21 protein-coding genes and 1 pseudogene are annotated in these 22266 nt (G+C 60.9%); 5 read left to right on the top strand and 17 right to left on the bottom strand.

Features of this window, described 5'->3' with window-relative positions; genetic code table 11:
- Nucleotides 1-3 precede the first annotated feature (3 nt).
- From HFC70_RS05665 to HFC70_RS05685, 5 genes are all read right to left on the bottom strand, one after another.
- Nucleotides 4-1032 carry an ABC transporter permease gene (locus tag HFC70_RS05665; RefSeq protein ID WP_168472250.1) on the bottom strand — a complete coding sequence of 343 codons (1029 nt, stop codon included), beginning with the start codon at nucleotides 1030-1032 and terminating at the stop codon, nucleotides 4-6.
- Between the two features lie 76 nt (nucleotides 1033-1108).
- Nucleotides 1109-2806 (bottom strand): ABC transporter substrate-binding protein, encoded by a 1698-nt coding sequence (locus HFC70_RS05670; protein WP_168472251.1) that lies wholly within the window; start codon nucleotides 2804-2806, stop codon nucleotides 1109-1111.
- A gap of 75 nt (nucleotides 2807-2881) precedes the next feature.
- Nucleotides 2882-3775 (bottom strand): proline iminopeptidase-family hydrolase, encoded by an 894-nt coding sequence (locus tag HFC70_RS05675; protein WP_168472252.1) that lies wholly within the window; start codon nucleotides 3773-3775, stop codon nucleotides 2882-2884.
- A 31-nt stretch (nucleotides 3776-3806) separates the two neighbouring features.
- Nucleotides 3807-4397: an ANTAR domain-containing response regulator gene (locus HFC70_RS05680; RefSeq protein ID WP_168472253.1), complete on the bottom strand. Its 591-nt coding sequence runs from the start codon at nucleotides 4395-4397 to the stop codon at nucleotides 3807-3809.
- Nucleotides 4394-5575, bottom strand: coding sequence for a transporter substrate-binding domain-containing protein (locus HFC70_RS05685; protein ID WP_168472254.1), 1182 nt, complete (start codon nucleotides 5573-5575; stop codon nucleotides 4394-4396). Before HFC70_RS05685 ends, HFC70_RS05680 begins: the two co-directional genes overlap by 4 nt.
- Nucleotides 5576-5993: 418 nt before the next feature.
- Here HFC70_RS05685 and HFC70_RS05690 point away from each other — a divergent pair, with 418 nt between their 5' ends.
- From HFC70_RS05690 to HFC70_RS05705, 4 genes are all read left to right on the top strand, one after another.
- Nucleotides 5994-6992, top strand: coding sequence for a TRAP transporter substrate-binding protein (locus HFC70_RS05690; protein ID WP_168472255.1), 999 nt, complete (start codon nucleotides 5994-5996; stop codon nucleotides 6990-6992).
- A gap of 92 nt (nucleotides 6993-7084) precedes the next feature.
- Nucleotides 7085-7549, top strand: coding sequence for a TRAP transporter small permease (locus HFC70_RS05695; RefSeq protein WP_168472256.1), 465 nt, complete (start codon nucleotides 7085-7087; stop codon nucleotides 7547-7549).
- Complete coding sequence (locus tag HFC70_RS05700) at nucleotides 7546-8832, top strand: TRAP transporter large permease (protein ID WP_168472257.1); 1287 nt, start codon at nucleotides 7546-7548, stop codon at nucleotides 8830-8832. The genes HFC70_RS05695 and HFC70_RS05700 overlap by 4 nt, the downstream gene beginning before the upstream one ends.
- A gap of 35 nt (nucleotides 8833-8867) precedes the next feature.
- Nucleotides 8868-10103: an aspartate aminotransferase family protein gene (locus HFC70_RS05705; RefSeq protein WP_168472258.1), complete on the top strand. Its 1236-nt coding sequence runs from the start codon at nucleotides 8868-8870 to the stop codon at nucleotides 10101-10103.
- A 14-nt stretch (nucleotides 10104-10117) separates the two neighbouring features.
- On the opposite strand, the gene HFC70_RS05710 is transcribed toward HFC70_RS05705, so the two are convergent.
- Nucleotides 10118-10975, bottom strand: coding sequence for a LysR substrate-binding domain-containing protein (locus HFC70_RS05710; protein WP_168472259.1), 858 nt, complete (start codon nucleotides 10973-10975; stop codon nucleotides 10118-10120).
- Between the two features lie 612 nt (nucleotides 10976-11587).
- Between HFC70_RS05710 and HFC70_RS05715 the strand changes: the two genes are divergently transcribed.
- Complete coding sequence (locus tag HFC70_RS05715) at nucleotides 11588-11878, top strand: usg protein (protein ID WP_168472260.1); 291 nt, start codon at nucleotides 11588-11590, stop codon at nucleotides 11876-11878.
- Nucleotides 11879-11964: 86 nt separating this feature from the next.
- On the opposite strand, the gene HFC70_RS05720 is transcribed toward HFC70_RS05715, so the two are convergent.
- The 11 genes and pseudogenes from HFC70_RS05720 to HFC70_RS05765 form a co-directional block, all read right to left on the bottom strand.
- Nucleotides 11965-12264, bottom strand: a complete 300-nt coding sequence (locus HFC70_RS05720; protein ID WP_168472261.1) for a DUF982 domain-containing protein — start codon at nucleotides 12262-12264, stop codon at nucleotides 11965-11967.
- A gap of 75 nt (nucleotides 12265-12339) precedes the next feature.
- Complete coding sequence (locus HFC70_RS05725) at nucleotides 12340-12816, bottom strand: Hsp20 family protein (protein WP_168472262.1); 477 nt, start codon at nucleotides 12814-12816, stop codon at nucleotides 12340-12342.
- 222 nt (nucleotides 12817-13038) lie between these two features.
- Nucleotides 13039-13263 (bottom strand): annotated as a pseudogene (locus HFC70_RS26925) (LysR family transcriptional regulator); the annotation flags it as partial.
- 246 nt (nucleotides 13264-13509) lie between these two features.
- Nucleotides 13510-13794, bottom strand: a complete 285-nt coding sequence (locus tag HFC70_RS05730) for a copper-binding protein (RefSeq protein ID WP_168472263.1) — start codon at nucleotides 13792-13794, stop codon at nucleotides 13510-13512.
- A 19-nt stretch (nucleotides 13795-13813) separates the two neighbouring features.
- On the bottom strand, nucleotides 13814-14296 hold the full coding sequence (locus HFC70_RS05735; protein ID WP_168472264.1) for a plastocyanin/azurin family copper-binding protein: 483 nt from the start codon (nucleotides 14294-14296) through the stop codon (nucleotides 13814-13816).
- Nucleotides 14297-14328: 32 nt separating this feature from the next.
- Nucleotides 14329-15678 carry a multicopper oxidase family protein gene (locus HFC70_RS05740; protein ID WP_168472265.1) on the bottom strand — a complete coding sequence of 450 codons (1350 nt, stop codon included), beginning with the start codon at nucleotides 15676-15678 and terminating at the stop codon, nucleotides 14329-14331.
- A gap of 14 nt (nucleotides 15679-15692) precedes the next feature.
- Nucleotides 15693-17153, bottom strand: coding sequence for a TolC family protein (locus HFC70_RS05745; protein WP_168472266.1), 1461 nt, complete (start codon nucleotides 17151-17153; stop codon nucleotides 15693-15695).
- A complete protein-coding gene (locus tag HFC70_RS05750; protein ID WP_168472267.1) occupies nucleotides 17150-17377 on the bottom strand; it encodes a hypothetical protein in 228 nt (75 codons plus the stop codon). Before HFC70_RS05750 ends, HFC70_RS05745 begins: the two co-directional genes overlap by 4 nt.
- Nucleotides 17378-17463: 86 nt before the next feature.
- Complete coding sequence (locus HFC70_RS05755; protein WP_246735661.1) at nucleotides 17464-17856, bottom strand: hypothetical protein; 393 nt, start codon at nucleotides 17854-17856, stop codon at nucleotides 17464-17466.
- A gap of 236 nt (nucleotides 17857-18092) precedes the next feature.
- The gene (locus HFC70_RS05760) at nucleotides 18093-20315 is read right to left on the bottom strand and encodes a copper-translocating P-type ATPase (protein ID WP_168472268.1); all 2223 of its coding nucleotides are present in this window, start codon (nucleotides 20313-20315) and stop codon (nucleotides 18093-18095) included.
- Between the two features lie 13 nt (nucleotides 20316-20328).
- A complete protein-coding gene (locus tag HFC70_RS05765; protein WP_168472269.1) occupies nucleotides 20329-21786 on the bottom strand; it encodes a multicopper oxidase family protein in 1458 nt (485 codons plus the stop codon).
- Nucleotides 21787-22266 lie beyond the last annotated feature (480 nt).

A 22266-nucleotide genomic window follows, 5' to 3' on the forward strand; every position in this document is an offset into this window, starting at 1 on the left:
TCCTCAAACCAGTTTGGTGCGCGGATCGAGCGCGTCACGCAGGCTGTCGCCCAGCACGTTGAGTGACAGCACGGTGAGCACGATGGCGATGCCAGGCGCCAGCGCCACGATTGGCCGCGTGTAGAGCAGGGTCTGGCCGTCCTGGATGATCGTGCCCCAACTCGCATCCGGCGCCTGCACGCCGATCGACAGGAAGGACAGCGAGGATTCGGTGATGATGTTGAGCCCCATCATCAGCGGCACGAAGACGATCAACATGGTGGCGACGTTGGGCAGGATATCGTGCAGCAGGATGCGCCAGGCGGGAATGCCCAAGCCGCGCGCCGCCAGCACGAATTCGCTTTCCCTGAGCGCCAGCACCCGACCGCGCAGCGGGCGCGCCACATAGGGCACGTAGATGATGCCGATGATGAAGATCGGCAGGGCCAGGCTGTCGGCGCCGATCTCGATCGGCCCGATGACGATGCCGTTGGAGATCAGCACGATCGAGAGCGAGATGGCCAGCAGATAGACCGGAAAGGCCCAGAGAATATCGAGGATCCGCGACAGGATGTTGTCGACCCAGCCGCCGAAGAAGCCGGCGGAAATGCCGACGATGGCGGCAAGACAGAGACAGATGAGGGTCGCCGATGCGGCGATGAACAGCGAGTTGCGGCCGCCATAGAGCAGGCGGGCGGCAACGTCGCGCCCTTGCGTGTCGGCGCCGAGCAGATATTGCGGGCTCCAGGTCGGCCCGATCGGCGTGACGCCGAGACCAAGGCCCTCGGTCGAAGCCTGCATCACCTTGACCCGCTTGCCGTCGATCATGATGCGGCCGCTGAGATTGGAGCGGAACGGGTCGGTCTCGGCGATGTAGCTGGCATAGAGGGGGGCTGCAAGCGTGGACAGCACGATCAGCAGCAGGACCGCCGCGGCGGCCAGGGTCACGCGGTCGCGCTGCAGGATATGCCAGGCGCGCCGCCACGGGCCCGAGGACGGGCGAGAGGCAAGGGCTGGCGCCTCGAGGCTGGTGATCTGTAGAACGTCGGTCATCTATTCCCCGATAGGCATCATTGGGCTGGCGGGCGGCAAAACTCTTCGCCGCCCGCCGGATTGTGTCAGGCGAAGCTCACTTCACCCAGGACTGGGAGGCGATCCAGCGGTTCTGCTTGTTGAACAGGTAGTTGCCGAGCCGCGCCGAGGCGAAGTTCACGCTCTTCGGCGTAAAGAGCGGAGCCAACGGAGCCTGTTCCATGAAGCCCTTGTCGACCTCAGCCCATTTGGCATTGGCCGCCTCGGGATCGGTGAGCGCAAGGGTCATCGCCTCCTTCATCTTGGCGTCGAGATCCTTGTTGCAGTAGCCGGCGATGTTGATCGAGGCGTCGGTGCCGGGTGTGAACGAAGCGCAGGACAACAGCACGTTCAGGAAGTTCGAGGCTGCGGGATAATCCATGTACCACTGCGACACGCTGATCTGGACATTGTTGCTGGTGTTCTGGATGTAGGTGAACTGGATGTTCGGCGAGATGGCCTTCATCAAGGCATCGTAGCCGAGTTCGGAGAGCACGCTCTGGATATAGGTGCCGATGCCGCGCGAGGTGGCGTTGTCCTCGGCGATCACGGTGACCTTCTGGCCCTTGGTGCCGGACTCCTCGACCAGTTGCTTGGCCTTGTCCATGTCGGGGCCGGCCCATTCTGGACCGGGCTCGGCACTGTAGATGCAGTCGTCGACATGGCCGGGGAAGTCCGGCGGCAGGATCTGGCAGGTCGGCTGGGCGAGAACTTCGCCGCCGAACAGCCCAACGAGCGCGTCGCGGTCGAGCGCGTAGTTGACGGCCTGGCGCACCTTGACGTTGTCGAACGGCGCCAGATTGGTGTTCATCGGCGCGTACCAGAAGGCGGCCAGCGGATCGAGATGGATCTGGCTTGCATATTTCGCGCCGATTTCCGGCAGGCGGTCGGCCGGCGGCGTGTCGAACATCCAGTCGATCTGGCCGTTGATGACGGCATTGATCGTCGCTTCTTCGGTCAGGCCGAACTTGTAGACGATCTCGTCGGCATAACCATCCGGCTGGGCGTCGACGCTCCATTCCTTGAAATGCGGATTACGCTTTATGACCAGCTGTTCGGTCGGATTGTAGCTGTCGAAATAATAGGCGCCGGTGCCGGGAATGGGCGTGGTGCCGGCGTCGGCGGCGGGCGCATCCGCTGGCAGGATGGAGGCATGCGGGACGGCGAGCTTCGAGAAGATCTCGGAGTCCGGCGCGACGAGGTTGATCGTCACCGTGCCGGCGGCATCGTCGCCGACAACCCCGCCGTCGAGCGTGCAGCTGGCCGCATCGGCGATGCATTTGTCGGCGCCGATGATGCCGTTGTAGAAGCTGCCCATGGTCGGGCCCTTGACCTTGAAGATGCGCTGGAAGGAGGCGACGACGTCGGAGGGCGTCACGTCCTTGCCGTTCGAGAACTTGATGCCCTTGCGGATCTTGAAGACATAGGTCTTGCCGTCATTGGTCGGCTCAGGGATTTCCTCGGCGATCGACGGAACGATCTCGAAGCCGTCCGTGCCGCCTGCCTGCTTGAACTTGACGAGGCCGTCATAGGTCATCTGGTAGAGCTGCCAGAACTGGGCAGTGTAGTTGATCATCGGATCGATCGTGCCGGCGGCGGAAACGGCGGCGAGCGTCATGGTGCCGCCGCGGTGCTTGGCCATCAGTTCGGCACGGTCCTCGGCGAATGAGGCACTGGAAAGTGCCGTCTGCGCAAGCAGGGCGCCGGCGGCAAGCAGACCGGCGCGGCGGACGAAGGGTTTCAGGTATATCGTCATGATGCAGTTTCCCTCTGGTTTTTGTCGCGGTTGTGGATCGCGCCCTTGGCCGGGCGGCTTTTTGTTGTGGAATGGTCAGGGTGCCTTGTCGTCGAGGAAGCCGGCGGCCTCGGCCATGCAGGCCTCACGCTCCTCGACATGCGGCATGTGGCTCGACTGTTCGAAGATGCGCCAGCGCACGTCCGGGATCTCGTCGGCATAAGGCTGCACGCAGGCCTCCGTCGCCTCGTCGTAGCGACCGGAGATCAGCAGCGTGGGGGCGGCGATGGTCGACAGGCGGCCGACGATCGACCAGTCCTTCATCGTGCCGATGACGTGGAACTCGTTCGGGCCGTTCATGGTGTGATAGACGGTCGGGTCGGTGGCGATCGCGTCGAAGGTGCGCTGGACTTCGGGCGGCATGGGCACGATGCGGCAGACATGACGCTGGTTGAAGACATCGGTCGCCTCCATGTATTCCGCGCTGTCGGTGGTGCCGGCCTGCTCGTGGCGCAGCAGCGTGGCCTGGACTTCTGAAGGCAGGGCCTCGCGCAGTCGGTTGGCTTCCGCGATCCAGGTCTTCATGGCCGCCGGGGAGTTGGCGATGATCAGCGCCTTGAGGCCTGCGGGACGTTCTACGGCAAACTCGGCGGCCAGCATGCCGCCCCAGGACTGGCCGAGCAGGCAATAGGCATCGCGAATGCCGAGATGGTCGATCAGATTGTGCAGTTCGGTCCTGAAGAAGGCAACGGTCCAGAAGTCTCCGCCCTTGTCCGGCAGGTGGGTCGATTTGCCATTGCCGACCTGGTCGTAGTGGATCACGGCCCGGCCGGTCGCGGCTATGTCCTTGAAACTGTCAACATAATCATGGGTGCAGCCCGGACCGCCATGGGCGACGATGAGCGGCGGCTTGCCGGAGCCGAGATCTCCGGTGATCCGGTACCAAGTCTGGTAGTCGCCGTAGGGGGCGTAGCCTTCAGTGATCGACACGCGTCATGTTCCTTTTCTGTCTCATTGTCTTTCAGGCGCCGTTTCTGGTGCGGCGGTCGTCGCGGCAGATGGCTTCGGCCGTCTCCTCGATGGTCATGCCCCAGTCCATGGCGATCTTGCGCAGCCGTTTCCAGGCGCCGGCCTCGTCGAGCCGCTCCTGCTGCAACAGCTTGAGGATGGCGCGCACGACGATCGGCCGCTGGCGCAGCCTGTCTTCCAGGACCCTGATATCGTCGGCCTGGCTGCGCGTGACCTGGTAGGCATGGGAGGCGATCAGCAGCGCGCTGTAGGCGCCGGTCGAGCCGATGGGTTTCAGCAGATGGGCGTTGGAGCCCTGTGCCAGCGCCCATTCGACGCGGCCGGGCGCTTCCGATCCGATCAGGGCGATCATCGGCATCGGCGCAAAGCCGCGCGGCCAGGGAAACTGGCCGTCATGGCCCATGTCCGCATCGAAAAAGACGACGTCGCAGGAAGCGTCCGCGCCGTCGATCTGCGGCCAGACCACACTGACGCGGATATGAAGCAGTTCGAGCTGGCGTTTCAGGGCATCCACGGAAGGGTGTTCCCGGTGCAGGATGACGGCATGCCAGGTGGCGAGGGGAAGGCGCTGAGCGCGGCTCATTTGATCACCTTCAGCATGGCGCCGGCCAGAGGCGTAGCGGGATCCGGGTCAGCTCCGCCGCCGCCGAGCGGTCGGCCCAGCGAGCGCACCAGATAGGGATCGGCGGCCAACGCAGCCGGCGCACTGTGGAAGATCTCGAACTCGCCATCGCTGTTGGATAGGGCCAGGTGGGGACGCAGCGCCGCGTGATGGGTGCGGGGGTCCACCGTGACCGGCCCGAGCGGCGTATCGAACAGCCGTGAGGTGACGACACGCCGGATCGCCTCGGGTGCGTCGGTGGCCGCATCCTCGATCGCCCGGGCGAGGATCGAGACGCTCATGTAGGCGGCGACGAAGGAGGTAGTCAGGCGGCGGTCGCTGCCATGGCGAAGCGCCATGCGGGCCTTGAAATCACGGTTTTCTGCCGTGTCCAGCCGGTTGAAATAGGGAGAGGCGGACATGTGCCCGGCCCGAGCGGACGATGTCAGGCCCTCAAGCTCGGTTTCCGACAGGTTGCAGGCCACGACCGGCGGCGCATCCGGAATAACCCTGCGAAGGGTATCATAGGCCGCGAGGAAGGCCGTCACTGACTCTCCGACCAGGTTGCTCAGGATGAAGTCGGGTCTCTTTTGGGCAATTTCCGCGATCAGATGGTCGACTTCGGTGGAACCTAGGGGAACGAACCGCTCCGATACCACTTGGCCGCCGGCGGCCTCGGTGATCTCGCGGGCGATGCGGCTGATTTCCCAGCCCCAGATGTAGTTGGAGCCGACGATGAAGGGACGTCGGCCGTAACGCGGCAGCACGTGGTCGAACAGCGGAAGCAGGTGCTGGTTCGGGCAGGCGCCGAGATAGATGGCACTGTCGCTCGCCTCATAGCCCTCATAGGGAAAGGCGTACCAGAGGAGCGCACCGTGGCGCTCGATCGCCGGCAGGACGTCCTTGCGGCTCCAGGAGGTGATGGTGCCGATCACATGGCGGCAGCCGTGCTGGCGGATCGCCGCCTCGCACAGAAGCGCATAGCGCTCCGCCCGGCCGGCCGGATCGTCGATCTTCGGTTCCATGCGGAAGGAGAAGCCGCCATCGGCATTGATCTCGGATATTGCGGCCATGGCGCCGGCGACGGCTTCCTGGCCGAGCGAGGCATAGGCCCCTGTCGTTGAATAGAGAATGGAAACCGGCACAGTCTCGCGCTTCATCACGCGCGCCCCCGATGCTGCGGCTTTTCATTTCCCTTTGCATTCATCGTCATATCCCAAGGCTTCATCGCCTGGTTCCATCCACATGAGACGCTCGATACGGCCGTTCGTCTATTGCTCGGAACAAAAAAAGCCCCGCACCGCGTGTCTCGCGGTATCGGGGCTCATTTGCCGTCGGCAGCTTCTACCATTTTCAAAGGCGAAGCTAGTTTATGGCTGCATTATAGTCAATTGCTTTATGTGCATAAATATTGCCCAATCCGGAGACTGAGAAGCCGTGGCGTGGATGACAAGCGGCGCATCATAACGTTCTGATATACAAACATAACACCTTGTAATCGAGGGCATGGCTTTACCGATTGAACCCTCGACACTGGCCGCACATACTCCCGGTCATAACAACGACAAAGAGGGTAACATGTTAAAATTCAACACAATACAGGCTCACGCCTGCCGCCTTTCCACGTCCGCCATTGCTGGCATCCTGCTGCTTGCCGCCGGTCAGGCGAATGCCGAGACGCTTCGGCTCGCGCACGCGTCAAGCTCGAAGAGCCTCATCCAGGAAGCGGTCGTCATGTTTGCCGACAAGCTCGCCGCAGAGACCAAAGACGGCCTGACGGTTCAGATATTTCCGGACGGCCAGTTGGGAGACGAGGGGCCGATTGCCGATGGCGTCGGGTCCGGCTCAATCGATATCGGGCTCGGCGGGGTTGCCGATGCGATCGATCCAAAGCTGAACGTCGTCACCTTGCCCTTCCTGTTTTCCGATGCGAAGGCAGCGCATACGTTCCTCGACGGTCCGGTTGGCAAAAAGGTCTTCGACACCGGTGGCGACAACGGCTTCAAGATGCTCGGTGCGCTGGATTCCGGTTTCCGCCAGTTTGCAACGGTCAGCAAATCGATCGCGACTCCAGAGGATATGAAGGGTTTGAAACTCCGGACGCCGCCGAACCCAGTCATTCTCGCAACCATCGAACAACTTGGCGCGTTGCCGCAGTCCCTGCCTTTCGGCGAGGTCTACACATCGCTGCAATCGCATGTGGTCGATGGCGTGGAACCGGAAATCCGCGATTTCTCCGATCAGAAATGGTACGAGAGCGCGAAATTCCTGTCCGTCTCAAACTATATCTGGACGCCAAACTACTGGTTCATGAACAAGGCGCGTTTCGATGCGCTCAGCCCGGAATATCAAGCTGCCCTAACCAAGGCGGTGGAAGAGACGACTGCCTGGTATCGCGGCCAGCTCGATGAGGTCTATGCCAAGGTCATTGAAGACCTCAAGTCGAAGGGCGTGACGGTAACGACCGTGGAGACGACACCGTTCCGTGCCATGGTCGATCCCGTTTATGTGAAGTTTGGGGCTGAATGGGGCGACGAGCTGGTATCGTCCGTGCGCGCGGTAGCCGCCGGTCAATAGTCGAAGCTGCGGCGACATCCGAATCGGTTTTCCGAGGGGGATTGTCGCCGCACTCGTTTGCAGAGATCCTTTCCACTCTTGATGGAGGCCCCATGAAACACCTCGGTTCCTCAGCGGTCCTGGGGATGACGATCGTCGGCGTGCTGGTCGTCGTCGCTCTCGTCCTCTCTACCGGCCTTGGTGCCGTCGGCCGATATCTTGGCCTTTCCGGCATCACCTGGTCCTTCGAAATGGTCAGCATCCTGTTCTTGTGGACGACGGCTATCGGCGCCGTTCTGTCTGAGGTCGCCGGAGAGAACGTCTCCATCGACGGCAATACGTCGACAAGCGGGCGCAGCCGGTGGTTTCGAATCTACCACAACCTCGTCCTCCTCAGTGTCGCCGGCGCTTTTCTGGTGAGCGGCACAGCGATGCTTGGACGTACGGGTCTTGTTCCGACGCCGGTCATGCGTGTGCCGAGCTGGACGGTACAAAGCATCATCGTTTTCATGGGGGCGGCGCTGGCGGTCATCGCTATTGCGCGCATCGTCTCGGCTTTCCGGGAGCGCGCTCGATGACACTTTTGGTTCTGTTCGGGGTTTTTGCCGTCACCCTCTACACGGGTGTTCCGGTCGCCTGGGCGATCGCCTTTTCCACGCTTGTGGTCATTTTCACCGGTTTGGTTCCGTTGCCTCCGTCCTGGTTCGCACAACAGGTCTACATGGGCGCCGACTCCATTTCGCTGGCATCCATTCCGTTGTTTCTCGTTGCAGGCGGCATCATGAACGAGGGTGGCCTGACACGCCGTATCATTGACCTTGCCAACGACATGTTCGGGTGGGTGCGAGGCGGACTGGGCGTCGTCAACGTCGCAACCTGTATGGTCTACGGTGGCATCACCGGCTCTGCCACAGCTGACACTGGTGCCGTCGGCGCCATCATGATCCCGGCCATGGCCGAACGGGGCTATCCCCGGGACTTCTCGGCAGCCGTGACCGCTGCGGCCGGTACGCTCGGTATCATTCTGCCGCCGAGCGTCGTCATGATCATGTACGGGGTCATAACGGATACATCGATCGGTGGACTTTTCGCGGCGGGCATTATTCCCGGGCTCATGCTGGCGACCACGTTCGGCCTTACGGCCTGGTGGGTCGGCGTGAAGGAGAACTTTCCGAAGTCGGAGACACGACCCACCGTCTGGAGTTTCACCCGGCATCTCTTGCGCGCGCTTCCTGCATTGATGATGCCCATCGCGGTCCTCAGTTCCATGCTGAGCGGACTTGCCACCACGACGGAAGCTGCTTTCGTCGCTGTCGTCTGGGCTCTTTTGGTGGGAGGCCTTCTCTACCGGGAGATAACCTGGGCCGGCCTTTGGAAAATCGGGGTAGAAACAGTGCGCATGACCGGTGCCATCATGATTATCATGGCCGTCTCGGTTCCGTTCTCCTGGATCCTGACCGTCGAGCAGATTCCGCAGTGGACGGCTGGGCTGCTTCACGCCTGGGGCGCCGGCCCGACGATTACGATCCTGTTGATCCTAGTCCTCCTGACCTTCGTCGGCACTTGGGCGGATCTGGGACCCTCGCTGATCATCCTTGCTCCGATCGTCCATCCGATCGGCGTTGAGGCCGGGCTCCAGCCCTACCAGCTTGGCCTGATCTTCACCATGGCATTGGGCATCGGATTGTTCACGCCGCCGGTCGGCACCAACATCTTCGTCGTCTGCAATGTCGCCAAGGTTGGGGTAAACGCGGTCACGCGGAGGCTTATTCCGTTCTTCATCACCAGCAATATCTGCCTTCTGCTCGTCGCCTTCATTCCCGAGACGACGGAATGGCTTCCGCGCTACTTCGGGTTCTAGAACCGCCAGTGGTCACAACGAATGGATAAAGGGCAATGACGACACATTTGGTCGGAGGAATCTCCAGCGCCGGGCGAGCTCTGCCGCCCTTGGACGGCAAACCGTTTATCACGCGGCGGTCCAATGGCGCCTATGTCTGGGACGATGCGCAACGCCGATACATCGACACAGCGCTCGGCTTTGGAGCGACCGTGATCGGCCATGCACATCCGCTGGTCGTCGAAGCGGTGACGGCCGCTTTGCGCAACGGGCCGATGCCGGCCTTTGCCCATGACGGCGAAGAAGAGGCAGCGCGCTTGCTGACGTCGGCGACACGCCACCTGTCGCGGGCGATTTTCACCAACACCGGCAGCGAGGCCGTCCATCTTGCCTGCAGGATCGCACGTGTTGCCACGGGTCGTTCCATCATCGCCAAAATGGCTGCCGGCTATGACGGATGGTATGACGACGTCACGCTCGGCCAGGCCGGCTCCGGCGATGCGGCAATGCTCGCAAACGCGAGACCCTCGCGCGAGCGCACAACCCTGCTGCGCTTCAACGATTTCGACGATGTTGACCAACTGTTTGCGGAAAACGGCGATATCGCCGCCGTAATCCTGGAGCCGATGCTGGCCAATGCGGGATGCGTTCCGGCAGCGCCGGGATATCTCGCCCATGTCGAAGCGACGGCCCGGCGGCATGGCGCTCTCGTCATTCTCGACGAAGTGCTGATGGGATTTCGTACCGGCCTGGGCCTCACGGGGCATGGCATCGGCCTGGAGGCTGATCTGGCCACTGTCGGCAAGGCCATCGGTAGCGGCATTGCCGTCGCTGCCGTCGTCGGTCGACCCGAACTCATGGCGCTTGCCGAAGAGGGTGCAGTCAACCGCGCGGGAACCTACAGCGGCAATCCTGTTGCCGCCGCAGCTGTCACGGCCACGTTCCAGGTTCTCAAAAACCTGGACTACCCGGCGCTTATGGCGCGGGGCGAGCGCTTGAGGCATGGGATACGCGCAGCGTTCGCCAAAAATGGTACGACAGTCACGACGTCGGGCGAGGGCTCCGTGTTCACAATCTGGTTTGGCGACCGGCCACCCTCGAACTACGCGGAGACGCTCGGGATGGCCAATGCAGCCATGACGCTCAAGCTTCACGAAACGCTTCGTCGCCACGGACTGCTGATCATGCCGTTCGCCTTCGGTCGCCTCTATCTTTCGGACGCCCATACCGATGAGGTGATCGACGCCATGATTGATATTTTTAAGGACGCTGCGAGAGAGATGGCCGCGTAACGCGGCTGATCCTGTCAAAGCTGCTGAAAGTGTGACCGAACGAAACTGGCGACTGTTCTAACCGCCGCGCGCGCGCCGTGCGGAACGAGAAGGGCGATCTCAAGGGGTTTCAGCGGCGGCAGACCGTCGCCTTGTTCGGTCAGCCGGCGGTGTCGGGGCGCTACAACCGAGGCTGGCAAGGCGGTGATGGCAGCGCCCGAATCCAGCGCCGCCTGGATCGATGGCAAATGTGAGGATGTCCATGCTGCACGCCATCCAATCCCAGCCTGGGTCAAAGCATGGACGATATGCGGCCGAGCGCGACAATCTTTCTCCGGGAACAATGCAAGAGGAAGGGGCCGCTGGCGCTCTATCTGTCCATCCGAAGGGCCGCACCAGATCAGTTGTTCTCGGCGCAGCAACTCTCCGACGATTGAATCCGGTGCACGGGTTATGATGGCGAGATTGATGGTGCCGTGTTCCACCATCGCTTCAAGCGAGCGAGAAAAGTCGCATTGGATCTCGACTTGAATGCGTGGGTTGGCGCGAGAAAACTCCTCGATCAGTGGCTTTCCGAAGAGTTCGATGTAGTCATCGGGCATTCCCAGACGGACATAGCCGCGCATGGCGCCTGGATCGAGCGCCGCCAGCGCCTCATCCTCGATGGCAATTATGCGGCGGGCATAGCCGATCAGGATTTCGCCGGTTTCAGTCAGATGTACACCACGTCGCGTCCTGTCAAACAGCTTTCTTCCGATCTGATCCTCAAACCGGGCGATAAGCAGACTCACAGCAGCTTGCGACTTGCCGATCCGCAATCCCGCCGCAGTGAAACCGCCAGCGTCGGCAACCGCCACGAACGTCGCGAGCGCATCTGTGTCGAAGTGCTGCATTTGAATCTGACCTCGATTCAAGACTTAGGGAGTCGTTAAGTCCCCGATTTGGTTTCTGGTTACGTCGCTGCACCCCGCGATCAGCGGCATAATTCTCCGTTTCTGTTTCCGAGTAAAGCACCGGATCGTACGGAATTCTACGTGTTGCAACTTGCGTGCACAGGCGAGTTTCGCAGTTGTGCCAATACGTTATAGCGATATGTCGTTGAAACCACGGCCTTTGTAGGATTGATCCTAAACCTGTCGCGTCGGCATTGGTATTTGCGGTTCATTTCGGCGGAGGCTTGGCCGGCACGACGACCCAAGAATTTTCCCGCACACAAGCTTTTTTCCGAGATCGCCGCGTGCAGGCGAGCATGCCTCCGGCCGGGTCATGCCGCTAGGTGTCTTAGAAGAGGAAGTCGTTGGGCCGCCCCGGCTCGAACACGTCCATCGTTTCCGGAGGCTCGCCGAACATCATGCCGACTGTGCTGTCGGTCGCCGACACTGCGCACTATTTATTTCGAGTCCGAGGTCGCCGATATCATCCGCGAGCAGGCACAAGTCTTGGCACAGGCAGCGCGTTGCAGCTGGACACGGCATCAGCCTAGCCCCGCCCGGAATCAGTGACGCATGTTTATCGGCGGCGGCAATGGGCCTTTTGGCTCGTTCGTGTTTCCGACCGATCCGGTTGGCCTAACCACAGCACATATTTTATACCGAATTCCCGATTTCGAATCCGTCCTGCAGACCTATGTCTGGCAGGACTATGATCTGGCGCCCGAGTTTCTGGAAATGAGGAAGTTTCTGGATTTCTGGCAGCAGACGCTCGACGGTCCGCCGCATTCGATCCGCTATTCGCACAAACGGCTCATTGGCCCGAACGAATGGCGGCAGATCGATGGTGAATTCAAGCTGCACTGACGCTTCAGAGGTCGCCGCGTTGCAGAGCACATCGACGTTCTGCAGGGCCCTTTGTCGAGCGCTCGGCTGTGTGGCATAGGCGTTACTTATCGCAGATGCGGATCGTTGCTGCCTCTGTTGCGCCCAGCGACGACACCATTGATATCTGGCGCGATCAGATCGTGTTTCTCCGCAAAGGCAGCAAAAACACTACGGGCTGTCTCCGCCTCAATATCTCCGGAAAGCGCTGCCATGCACGCTTTCAAGGCAAGCGCACGGGCTGGATCGTAAGAATCTGCTGGCCAGTCCATGAGCAACTCGTAGGCATGCGTCACAGTGGGGATCTCCGTCGGAATGCCGAGGCCGGTGAGAATTGTGACAGGTGTTTCAAACATATCGGGTTTCATGTTGTGCTCCTTTCAAAAGCCCGATCGTTGAAAGGGAAGGGGCGCCCTAGACCAGCGCCCCTTGCGATAAAAGGCTTAAGCCGCCGTCTGGGCTTCGATCTGGGGCACGTGCTCGGCGTTTGCCAGCGTCGGCTCTGCCTGGATCTCGATCTTGCGCGGCTTCATCGCCTCGGGGATTTCTCGCACGAGATCGATGGACAGCAGACCATTTTTGAGGTCGGCACTCGAGACACGAACATGGTCGGCAAGTTCGAAGCGGTGTTCGAACGGACGACCTGCGATGCCGCGATGCAGATACCCTTCGTGCTGTGTCTCGTCCTTTTTCCCGATGATCGTCAGCAGGTTAGACTGGAACGTGATGTCAAGGTCGTCCTGGGAGAAGCCCGCGACCGCAACTGCGATCCGGTACGTGTCGTCTCCCGTCTTGACGATATCGTAAGGCGGCCAGTCGCTGACCGAACGGGCACGCTGGGCGTTTTCCAGGAGATTGAAAATCCGGTCAAAGCCGACGCTTGAGCGGAAAAGCGGTGCATAGTCATAAGATGTTGCCATAGCCATATCCTCCTTGAAGCAACATGGTAAGAGGACGCCATATGGCGCCCGAGGGTATTTCGGCCCCTTCAGCAACCGATGAAAATCATCTGGTTTTTGCCTAATCTAGTTTCAAGACATCATTGCAGAAAAATTAGAAAGGGCCGATTGCGGGCGCCTGTATTGAGCCCAACACGCGGTGACTGTGGGCCAAAGGTCGAGTTCAGCCCAAGGCGATGCAATTCACCCTTGCTGTCCCGGATTTCCGGCAAACCGTTCCGGATATCGCTTACGCTGAAACACTTCGACCACGAAGTCGACGAAAACCCTCGTCTTCAAGGGGACGAGGGTTCTACGCGCTTAATAGATCGAAATCGGCCCCGCATCGACCCACCATCACGGTACCAGTCGCGCGAACTCGCCACTTTCCAGATAGCGAAGGGCATCCGCCTTGACGATCAGGGTAAGCCAGCGAAGGCTGGCAGGACCACTATTGTCAGTCCGATCTGATGTCAGCGATTGGTTCATGGGCCGAATGAAAAGGCTGTCTCGGTATCAGGTGGCGACCTGGATCTTGCCAAAGCTGTGCCTGACATCCTTTGCCGGGGATGCTCCAAATAGGCGGCCGTATTCCCGTGTGAACTGCGATATCAGAGGTTCGACTATCATTGGCAAATCCGGGGCGCGGCCGCTCCGCTCGCGCCCCGCTTGTCGCTACTTGAGCTGCGTCACTGTCAGCTTGCCGTTGACACGCTCGGCGACGAATTCGACGTTGCTACCGGGCTTCAACTTGTCGAGGATTGCGGGATCTTCAACACGGAACACCATGGTCATGGCTGGCATTTCGAGTGCCTTCAGTTCTTCGTGGACAAGGGTAACCTTCTTGGCCGTGGCATCGACCTTCTTCACTGTTCCCTTGGTGAACTCCGTGGCGATGGCACCATAGGCCGTTCCCATAGCGAATACCGATGCAAGGGTGAGTTTTATGATCGTCTTCATTTTCAAGGTCCTTTCGGGGTTACTTCTTGGCGACAATGACGTCGCCGTGCATGCCGGCGTCGTAGTGGCCGGGAACAAGGCAGGCGATCTTGAACGTGCCGTCATTGGTGAATTTCCAGATGATCTCGCCGGACTCGCCCGCTGCCAGGCGGATGGCGTTCGGATCGTCATGTTCCATGTCCGGAAACTTTTCCATCACCGCCTTGTGCTCCATGACCTTGTCTTCCTGATCGAGCACGAACTCGTGGTCGAGCTCGCCGGCGTTTTTGATGGTGAAGACGATGGTCTGGTCCTTGCGGACCTTGAAGGTGTTCGGCGTGAAGATCATCTTGCCATCGTCCGTCTCCTTCATCGTGACACGGATCGTCTGTGTGGCCTTTGCCTTGTTGCCGGGCTCGCCAACGGCCATGGCTTCGCCGTGACCACCTTCGTGTGAGCCGGACGCAAAAGCGGGGGTTGAGAGTGCTGCTACGATGAGGGTTGCGGTCAGTAGAGTTTTCATGCGGTCGTCCTTCGTTGGGGGGAGGGTTTCGATCATCCGTGCTTCGACTGGTCGCTGGTGATCGTTGTCTTTGCGTCCTTGGCCTTGGTTGTGTCGGGAAGCTGGCCCGTCCACTCCCAGGCCTGGGTACCGGGCGGGTTTTCGTACCAGCCGGGATCTGAGTAATCGCCCGCCGATATGCCTTCGCGGACCTTGACGACCGAGAACATGCCGCCCATCTCGATGGGGCCGTGCGGACCCCATCCCGTCATCATGGGGACAGTGTTTTCGGGGATTTCCATTTCCATCTCACCCATGTCGGCCATGCCGGCGGTGCCCATCGGCATGTATTCGGGCTGGATCTTGCGGATCTTCTCGGAGACGGATTTCTTGTCGACGCCGATGAAGGTCGGGACGTCGTGCCCCATGGCGTTCATCGTGTGGTGCGACTTGTGGCAGTGGATTGCCCAGTCGCCGAGATATTTGGCGTCGAACTCATAGGCCCGCATCGCGCCGACCGGGATATCGATGCTGACCTCCGGCCATCGCGCCTCCGGGCGAACCCAGCCGCCATCGGTGCAGGTGACTTCGAAGTCGTAGCCATGCATATGGATCGGGTGGTTCGTCATGGTGAGGTTGCCGACGCGCACGCGCACGCGATCATCCTTGGAAACGACCAGTGGATCGATCCCCGGAAACACCCGGCTGTTCCAGGTCCACAGATTGAAATCGGTCATTTCCATGACCCGCGGGACATAGGTGCCGGGATCGATGTCGTAGCCGGAAAGCAGGAACACGAAGTCTCTGTCGACAGGCATGAACGCCGGGTCCTTCGGATGAATGACGAAGAAGCCCATCATGCCCATCGCCATCTGCACCATCTCGTCCGAATGCGGGTGATACATGAAGGTTCCCGACTTCACGAGGTCGAACTCGTAGACGAAGGTCTTGCCGACCGGGATATGCGGCTGCGAAAGCCCACCGACGCCATCCATGCCGGACGGCAGGATCATGCCGTGCCAGTGGACGGTGGTGTGCTCCGGCAATTTGTTGGTGACGAAGATGCGCACGCGGTCACCCTCGACCGCCTCGATCGTCGGGCCTGGAGACTGGCCGTTATAGCCCCACAGATGCGCGGTCATGCCTTCGGCCATCTCGCGTTCCACAGGTTCGGCGACAAGGTGGAATTCCTTCACGCCATTGTTCATCCTGAACGGGAGGGTCCAGCCGTTCAGCGTGACCACCGGGTTGTAGTCGGGCCCGGTGGTCGGTCGCACCGGTGTCTGGGTCGCCGCCGTTTCCATGATCGCGGCTTCCGGCAAGCCCATATTGGAGGTCTTTGCCCAGGCGGCGGATGAAACCATCGCGGCGCTGACCCCCAGGATCTGTCTTCTATTGAACATGTTCGCGTCCTTTCTCAGTGTCCGCCGCCGCTCTCGGCAGTCGCTGCAACCTCGGTTTCACCACTTGCTGCACCCGCGCCGCCGCCATAGATGGCGGGTGCGAGATTGGCTTCGGCTAACCAGAAATCGCGTTTTGCATTGACCGCAAGGAGGATCGAATTGATCTTCTCCCGGCTGTCGGCGAGCAGTTCGAACGTGTTGGTAATCATGCCGTTATAGGTCAGCAGGGATTCCTCTTCGATCTTGGTGCGGAGCGGCACCACGCTGTTTCGATAGTGCCGGGCGATATCGTAGTTCGACCGATAGGCCTGGTATGCCGAACGAGCCCCGGACCGGACGTTGACGGCTTTTTCCGCGAGCAGGTTTGCGGCGCGCATGTAGGCGAGCTCGGACTTGCGCATGCGCGCTTTGCCGGTGTCGAAGATGGGAATGACGAACTCGAGTTCTACATTTCCTGTCGTTTGCTTGTGCTTTTCGCCATCTTCGAGTTCTCGCTCGGTCTCGAAGCCGGAGAGAATTTCCAGATCGGTGACGTAGCGCGTCGCCTCCGTCAGCTTGAGAGACTTCGCGGTGGCCTCCAGGTCGAGCTTGGCCATCTGCAGATCGACACGGCGTTGCAGAGCTTCCGCCTCGATCATGTCTTGCTTGATCAACACCTTTGGAAGCTGCGGCAGGCGATTGGCGATCTGATAGTCGAGGTCGGCGCCCCACAGTCCCATCAGCCTTGTCAGCTCTTCCTTTGCGAGACGGGCGTCAAGACGGGCCTTTGCCGTTTGACCGGTCAGTTCGGCATAGAAGACGTGTTCGCGAGCTTGGCCGCCCTTGGTCAACGAACCTGCCTCACCGAGTTTTTGCGCAAGTTCGGAAGCGGCATCCGCCGCAGACTGAGCCTGTCCTAGCTGCGCCACGGTTTCCCATGCCGCAACTGCCGAAATCCATGCACGACGGGTATCCGCGGCCACCTGCAGCGTCCGCAGAGCCGCCGCCAGTTGAGCCTTGCGGAAGTTCGCATCAGCGATCTCGACGTTTCGTTTGTGGGTGGCCAGGGCCAGGATGTTCGTGGCGATGACGCCCTCGATCGTCTTGTAGGCCTCAAGTCCCGGCGTGCCGATCCCCGTCAGTCCTATGCCGACGGTCGGGTTGACCAGCATGGTCGACTGCCAGGCATCCGCCGCGGAATCTCCAAGGTCGGCATAGGCTGCCTGAAGACCCTTGTTGTTGAGAAGCGCCACTTGCACCGCCGTCTCGACGTCGATCGTCTTGCGCGCCATCAACTGCTTGACGCGAGCTGAGGCCGCTTGCGCCTCGGCCCGGTTCTGCACCCACACCGTCTGTTTGCCAGTAGCCTCTGATGTCTTGAAGGAGACGTTGGTGAAGCCGGCGTCAGTGGAAGCATAGTCGGTGGCCGCGACACAGCTGCCAAGGACGAAAGGTACGGCCAACGCCGCGACAATTTTGAAGATGCCTATCGTCATGATGCGTCTCCCTGCGGAGCTTGGGCATCATTTTGATTGCGCCATGGTCTCGGGTCGACAGGAATCCGATGCGAATATCCGGTCACGGGTGTTGAGTAGTGAATGGGCGTCACGCCGAGTGCGGGATTGGCCGCGTCATCGTAGGTGGCGATGTCGCCTATGGGTGTGGCTGCGCAACCGCCAAGCAATAAGGGCAGTGCGACCACGATATAAATGTGGTTCATGGTGATATCCGAACAGGAGATGTCTCGGCGCAACGGCTGCAAGCCGTAGACGCACGGTCAATGCCCGAGAGGCGGGCCTTGCCTGTTCAGATATTCGGCGGGCGGTGGAGTACGGGTATCTGGCCAACAGCCATGCTGTCGTCGATGAAGAATCGAAGGCTCTCCATGGCCGGTCCGCCAATCGCGGCATGACCGATCGGAACGGCCATGCTGACGCAGTAGTCGCCGCAGCACTGCTTGACCAGCTTGCTTGCGCCGTCATCCTGGTCGCCTACGTCATTGCCATGATGGTCATGGGAAGCCAAGTCTGATCCGTGATGGTCGCTACCCGAGATAGCAGATTGTTGCATCTCGGCGGAACCCGGACCATGCATTGCGGCGCTGGCATTGGACAATGAGTATCCGGCCAGCGATACGATGATCGCCAACCTGATCAGAACCAGCAGCCTGCTGCAAATGATTCGATACATCACGTCCATTCCTAATCGGTAACCTCAATACCGTCGTGCTTCAACTGACAGCGGTGATTTGACGAACTTCAAGTCGTTTGTGTGGCGCCGACAGCACAGCGACAGCCGTAAAGGTTCCAGTGATGGTAAGGTCAATACGCCGCGGCGGGGATTTTTGAATTCAGCCGGGGCACATGGCAACAGGAACGATGCCTGGGTGTACGGTTTCGTGAAGCCGTACACCCAGGGCACCCATGATGCGGGGGTTACACCCGGGCGCTTCGCAGTCTCAGCGAATTGCCGATGACGCTGACGGAGGATAGGGCCATGGCAGCAGCGGCGATAATCGGAGACAACAAAAGCCCGAAGGTCGGATAGAGAACGCCCGCCGCAATCGGCACGCCGGCGGCGTTGTAGATGAAGGCGAAGAACAGGTTCTGGCGGATGTTGCGCATCGTCGCGTGGCTCAGCTTGCGCGCCCGGGCGATGCCCTGCAGGTCGCCTTTCAACAGGGTCACGCCGGCGCTTTCGATCGCGACGTCGGTTCCCGATCCCATGGCGATCCCGACGTCGGCGGCAGCCAGCGCCGGGGCATCGTTGACCCCGTCGCCGGCCATCGCCACGATCCGGCCCTCCTTGCGAAGCCGTTCGACGATCGCGCTCTTGTGTTCGGGCAGGACCTCGGCCTCGACCTCGGAAATTCCGAGCCGACGGGCCACGGCTTGAGCCGTGGTTTTGTTGTCCCCCGTCAGCATGACGACACGCACACCTTCATCGAGCAATGCCTTCACGGCCGCTGGCGTGGTCGCCTTGATGGGATCGGCAATGGCGATAAGACCGCCGACCCACCCATCGATGGCCACGAACACGACCGTTGCACCTTCGTTGCGCAGTTCCTCGGCCCGTTGCGTCAGATCCGATACGGCGATACCGGTCTCCTCCATGATCCGATGGCTGCCGATCACCAGCCGCTGGCCGTCAACAATTCCGGTCACGCCCTTTCCGACGGGACTGTCGAAATCCTCGGCTTTGCCAAGCGATAGCGCGCGTTCGTTCGCCGCATCGACGATGGCGGTCGCGAGTGGGTGTTCGCTCGCTCGTTCGAGCGTCGCCGCAAGCCGCAGAAGTTCCGTATCCAAGAGGCCGTTCGCGGTTTCCACCGCCGTCACCTTCGGCTTGCCTTCGGTCAGAGTTCCGGTCTTGTCGACCACGAGCGTGTCGACCTTCTCGAAACGCTCCAGGGATTCGGCGTTCTTGATGAGCACGCCCATGCCGGCACCTCTGCCGATGCCGACCATGATCGACATCGGGGTGGCAAGCCCGAGGGCGCAGGGGCAGGCGATGATCAGCACGGCGACCGCGGCGACCAGGCCATGGGCGAAACGGGGTTCCGGCCCGAAGATCATCCAGGAGGCGAAGGCCATGACCGCGATCAGGATTACCGCGGGAACGAACCAGCCGGAGACTTGGTCCGCCAGTCGTTGGATTGGCGCCCGCGAGCGCTGCGCCTCGGCCACCATCTGCACGATCCTCGACAGCATCGTATCATGGCCGACCTTCCGGGCCTCCATGATGAAGCCGCCGGTCTGGTTCATCGTGCCGCCGATGACGGATGCCCCCGCCTGCTTGGTGACGGGCATCGACTCGCCAGTGATCATCGACTCGTCGAGCGAGCTTCGGCCCTCGAGCAACACGCCGTCGACGGGAACCTTCTCTCCGGGGCGGACACGCAGACGGTCGCCGACCACGACGGTCTCCAGGGCGACGTCTTCGTCAGTCCCGTCAGGACGGATGCGTCGTGCGGATGTGGGAGCCAGATTGAGCAACGCGCGAATAGCGCCTCCTGTCTGCTCTCTCGCGCGCAGTTCCAGCACCTGCCCCAGCAGGACGAGCACCGTGATGACGGCCGCGGCTTCAAAATACACCGCCACCGACCCGTCGGCAGATCGGAAGGTTTCGGGAAAGAGGCCGGGTGCGGCTGTTGCAACAACGCTGTAGACCCAGGCGACGCCTGTGCCCATGGCGATCAGAGTGAACATGTTGAGGCTCCGCCGGACCAGCGACTGCCATGCCCGCTCGAAGAACGGCCGTCCGGCCCACAGCACGACCGGCGTTGCGAGCGCAAGCTGCAGCCAGTTCGAGGCTTGGGCGCCGATCACCATGTGGAGATTCGTCAGATGGCCGCCCATCTCGAGGGCCAGCACCGGCAGCGACAGCACGAGTCCGATCCAGAATCTCCGGGACATGTCCAAGAGTTCGGCGCTCGGGCCTGTGTCAGTCGACGGCATCTCCGGTTCGAGTGTCATGCCGCAGATCGGGCAATTGCCTGGCTCAGGCCGCCTGATCTCAGGGTGCATCGGGCATGTATAGATCGTGCCTGGGCGGACCGTCGCGGCGGCCGTCTGGGGTTTTGCTGCATCTTGATGGGCCTGCCCACTCGTCTGGCCGCCGTCGGCGTGATGATGGTGATGATCGTGATCGTGCGTCATGACGTTCTCCCGCTCATTGTGCATCATCATAGCCGACGAAGGACATCATTCCAGCGGCCATGTGATACAGGTGGTGGCAATGGAACGGCCAGCGCCCCGGATTGTCGGCGTCGAACTCGACAACCACTTCGGACATCATCGGCACCATGACAGTGTCGCGGACTGCCCCGCTGAAGGCGGCGCCATTGATGCCGACAACCTGAAAATGATGACCATGCAGATGCATCGGGTGCGACATCATCGACATGTTGCGCATGGTGATCCGCACCCGCTCGTTGGCGGTTACATTCAATGGTTCCGAAGTCTCGATGTTCCAGGCGTAGGATGCCATGTCGCCCATCAGCGTCGCACCATATTGACGGGCCGGTGACCGACTTTCAAATGGTGCGGCGGCGCGCAGCTTCGCCTCCAGGGCAAGGTCAAGGACCGGCGATGTTTCGGGAGCTTTCGCCGATATCTTGGTGACCGCCGCTTCCGGGGTTGCAAGGATGACACCGGTTTGCTCGACCGCTCCTTCCCGAAGCGCCAGGATCGGGAAACTTTGCTGCACGGAGGGTAGCTGCAGCCGTATGTCGAGACGTTGGCCCATGGAAATCGGGAAGCGGCTTCCTGCGACAGGCACGACGTCCTGTCCGTCCACCGCAATGAGCGACCCGGTGAGTGCTCCCGTGTCGATGGTGAAGGCGGTTGCCGTCGCGCCGTTGATGATGCGCAGCCGGACGCGTCCACCCTTCTCGACGCGAACGACCTCGGGATCGTCGAGCGTCCTGTCATTGGCAAGATACGCGTCGTATTCGATGTCATTGATATCCATGGCAGCCATGCCCGGCATCGCCATACCCTGATGGTTCATCGGCATCCCGCCGCTCTTCATCATAGGCATCATGCCCTGATGGCCCATGTTCATTCCGCTATGGTCTGAGCCGCCGCTCTTCAGCCCAGCGAGCAATTCCTCAGGCGACTTGAACGAGAAGTCGTGGAGAAGGATAACGATCTCCTGCTCGTCCCGGGCCAGATCCTCGGCCGTCCGCACAATAAGCGGCGCGGCAAGCAGGCTCTGTTCTTGCAGCGTGTGGGCATGCATCCAATGGGTTCCGCCGCTCCCGATCGGGAAGCGGTATTGCCGCGTTTCCTTGCCCGCCAGAAGCGCTGCCGGATTGTCTGGAACGCCATCCATATCCCACGGCGGCGTCAGGCCATGCCAATGGATAAGCGTGCCTTCGTCCGTGTCATTGGCGAGCCTGACATTGAAGTCCGTGCCGGCCATGAGTTCCAGGCCGGGCTTTCCGCCAGGTCCTGTCAACCCGAAGACCGTGGCCGCTTTGCCGTTGACGTCGAGCGTCCGCTTGGCGATGACGATGTTCTGAGATGTGGTGGCTGCGAGCGCACCTCCGGCTAGCGAGGTGTTCAAGAGGGAATAGGCGGTAGCTGCACTGGCGGCGAGCGCCTTGATAAATTGACGACGATACATGATGTGTCTCTCGATCTGCGTCGGAAAGGCCGACGCTGCTGATGGATTTATGTGTCCGCTGGCGCGGACGCTGCATCAAGCGATCGATCGCGGTGGTTCAAAACCCGGAGACGGTGTCCTGCCGGACAGGCAGACGGCAGACAGCGCAAAGGAGGAACTGGAAAACTCTGTTTCGATGACAGTGCCCAAAGTCACCACCACGCTCAGGCACGCCACGCACATGCTACTGCAGCATGCCTCAAGAGCGCCATCAGATTGATGGTGTTGCGATGCCGGTTCCCCGGCCGAGTGCGTTTGCGCGATATCCATGCATTGGGTAACATCGCCATGAGCCGTGGGCAAACCGACAAGTATCGAGAACGCCACCAAAGGGGCGATCAAGAAGCGCAAGACATTCCTGCGTGTCGTTGTTTTCATGACATTCCTATCCCGAACAGGCTCACTTTAACCTGTCCGCGCCTCATGGCCTTGACCTACGTC

Source organism: Agrobacterium sp. a22-2, assembly GCF_012276985.1.
Taxonomy (GTDB): Bacteria; Pseudomonadota; Alphaproteobacteria; order Rhizobiales; family Rhizobiaceae; genus Allorhizobium.

Bases quoted from the DNA above. Each gene is read 5' to 3' on its own strand.
- HFC70_RS05665 (WP_168472250.1), bottom strand. From the start codon at position 1,032: ATGACCGACGTTCTACAGATCACCAGCCTCGAGGCGCCAGCCCTTGCC.
- HFC70_RS05670 (WP_168472251.1), bottom strand. From the start codon at position 2,806: ATGACGATATACCTGAAACCCTTCGTCCGCCGCGCCGGTCTGCTTGCC.
- HFC70_RS05680 (WP_168472253.1), bottom strand. From the start codon at position 4,397: ATGAGCCGCGCTCAGCGCCTTCCCCTCGCCACCTGGCATGCCGTCATC.
- HFC70_RS05685 (WP_168472254.1), bottom strand. From the start codon at position 5,575: ATGAAGCGCGAGACTGTGCCGGTTTCCATTCTCTATTCAACGACAGGG.
- HFC70_RS05690 (WP_168472255.1), top strand. From the start codon at position 5,994: ATGTTAAAATTCAACACAATACAGGCTCACGCCTGCCGCCTTTCCACG.
- HFC70_RS05695 (WP_168472256.1), top strand. From the start codon at position 7,085: ATGAAACACCTCGGTTCCTCAGCGGTCCTGGGGATGACGATCGTCGGC.
- HFC70_RS05700 (WP_168472257.1), top strand. From the start codon at position 7,546: ATGACACTTTTGGTTCTGTTCGGGGTTTTTGCCGTCACCCTCTACACG.
- HFC70_RS05705 (WP_168472258.1), top strand. From the start codon at position 8,868: ATGACGACACATTTGGTCGGAGGAATCTCCAGCGCCGGGCGAGCTCTG.
- HFC70_RS05710 (WP_168472259.1), bottom strand. From the start codon at position 10,975: ATGCAGCACTTCGACACAGATGCGCTCGCGACGTTCGTGGCGGTTGCC.
- HFC70_RS05715 (WP_168472260.1), top strand. From the start codon at position 11,588: ATGTTTATCGGCGGCGGCAATGGGCCTTTTGGCTCGTTCGTGTTTCCG.
- HFC70_RS05720 (WP_168472261.1), bottom strand. From the start codon at position 12,264: ATGAAACCCGATATGTTTGAAACACCTGTCACAATTCTCACCGGCCTC.
- HFC70_RS05725 (WP_168472262.1), bottom strand. From the start codon at position 12,816: ATGGCAACATCTTATGACTATGCACCGCTTTTCCGCTCAAGCGTCGGC.
- HFC70_RS05730 (WP_168472263.1), bottom strand. From the start codon at position 13,794: ATGAAGACGATCATAAAACTCACCCTTGCATCGGTATTCGCTATGGGA.
- HFC70_RS05735 (WP_168472264.1), bottom strand. From the start codon at position 14,296: ATGAAAACTCTACTGACCGCAACCCTCATCGTAGCAGCACTCTCAACC.
- HFC70_RS05740 (WP_168472265.1), bottom strand. From the start codon at position 15,678: ATGTTCAATAGAAGACAGATCCTGGGGGTCAGCGCCGCGATGGTTTCA.
- HFC70_RS05745 (WP_168472266.1), bottom strand. From the start codon at position 17,153: ATGACGATAGGCATCTTCAAAATTGTCGCGGCGTTGGCCGTACCTTTC.
- HFC70_RS05750 (WP_168472267.1), bottom strand. From the start codon at position 17,377: ATGAACCACATTTATATCGTGGTCGCACTGCCCTTATTGCTTGGCGGT.
- HFC70_RS05755 (WP_246735661.1), bottom strand. From the start codon at position 17,856: ATGGACGTGATGTATCGAATCATTTGCAGCAGGCTGCTGGTTCTGATC.
- HFC70_RS05760 (WP_168472268.1), bottom strand. From the start codon at position 20,315: ATGACGCACGATCACGATCATCACCATCATCACGCCGACGGCGGCCAG.
- HFC70_RS05765 (WP_168472269.1), bottom strand. From the start codon at position 21,786: ATGTATCGTCGTCAATTTATCAAGGCGCTCGCCGCCAGTGCAGCTACC.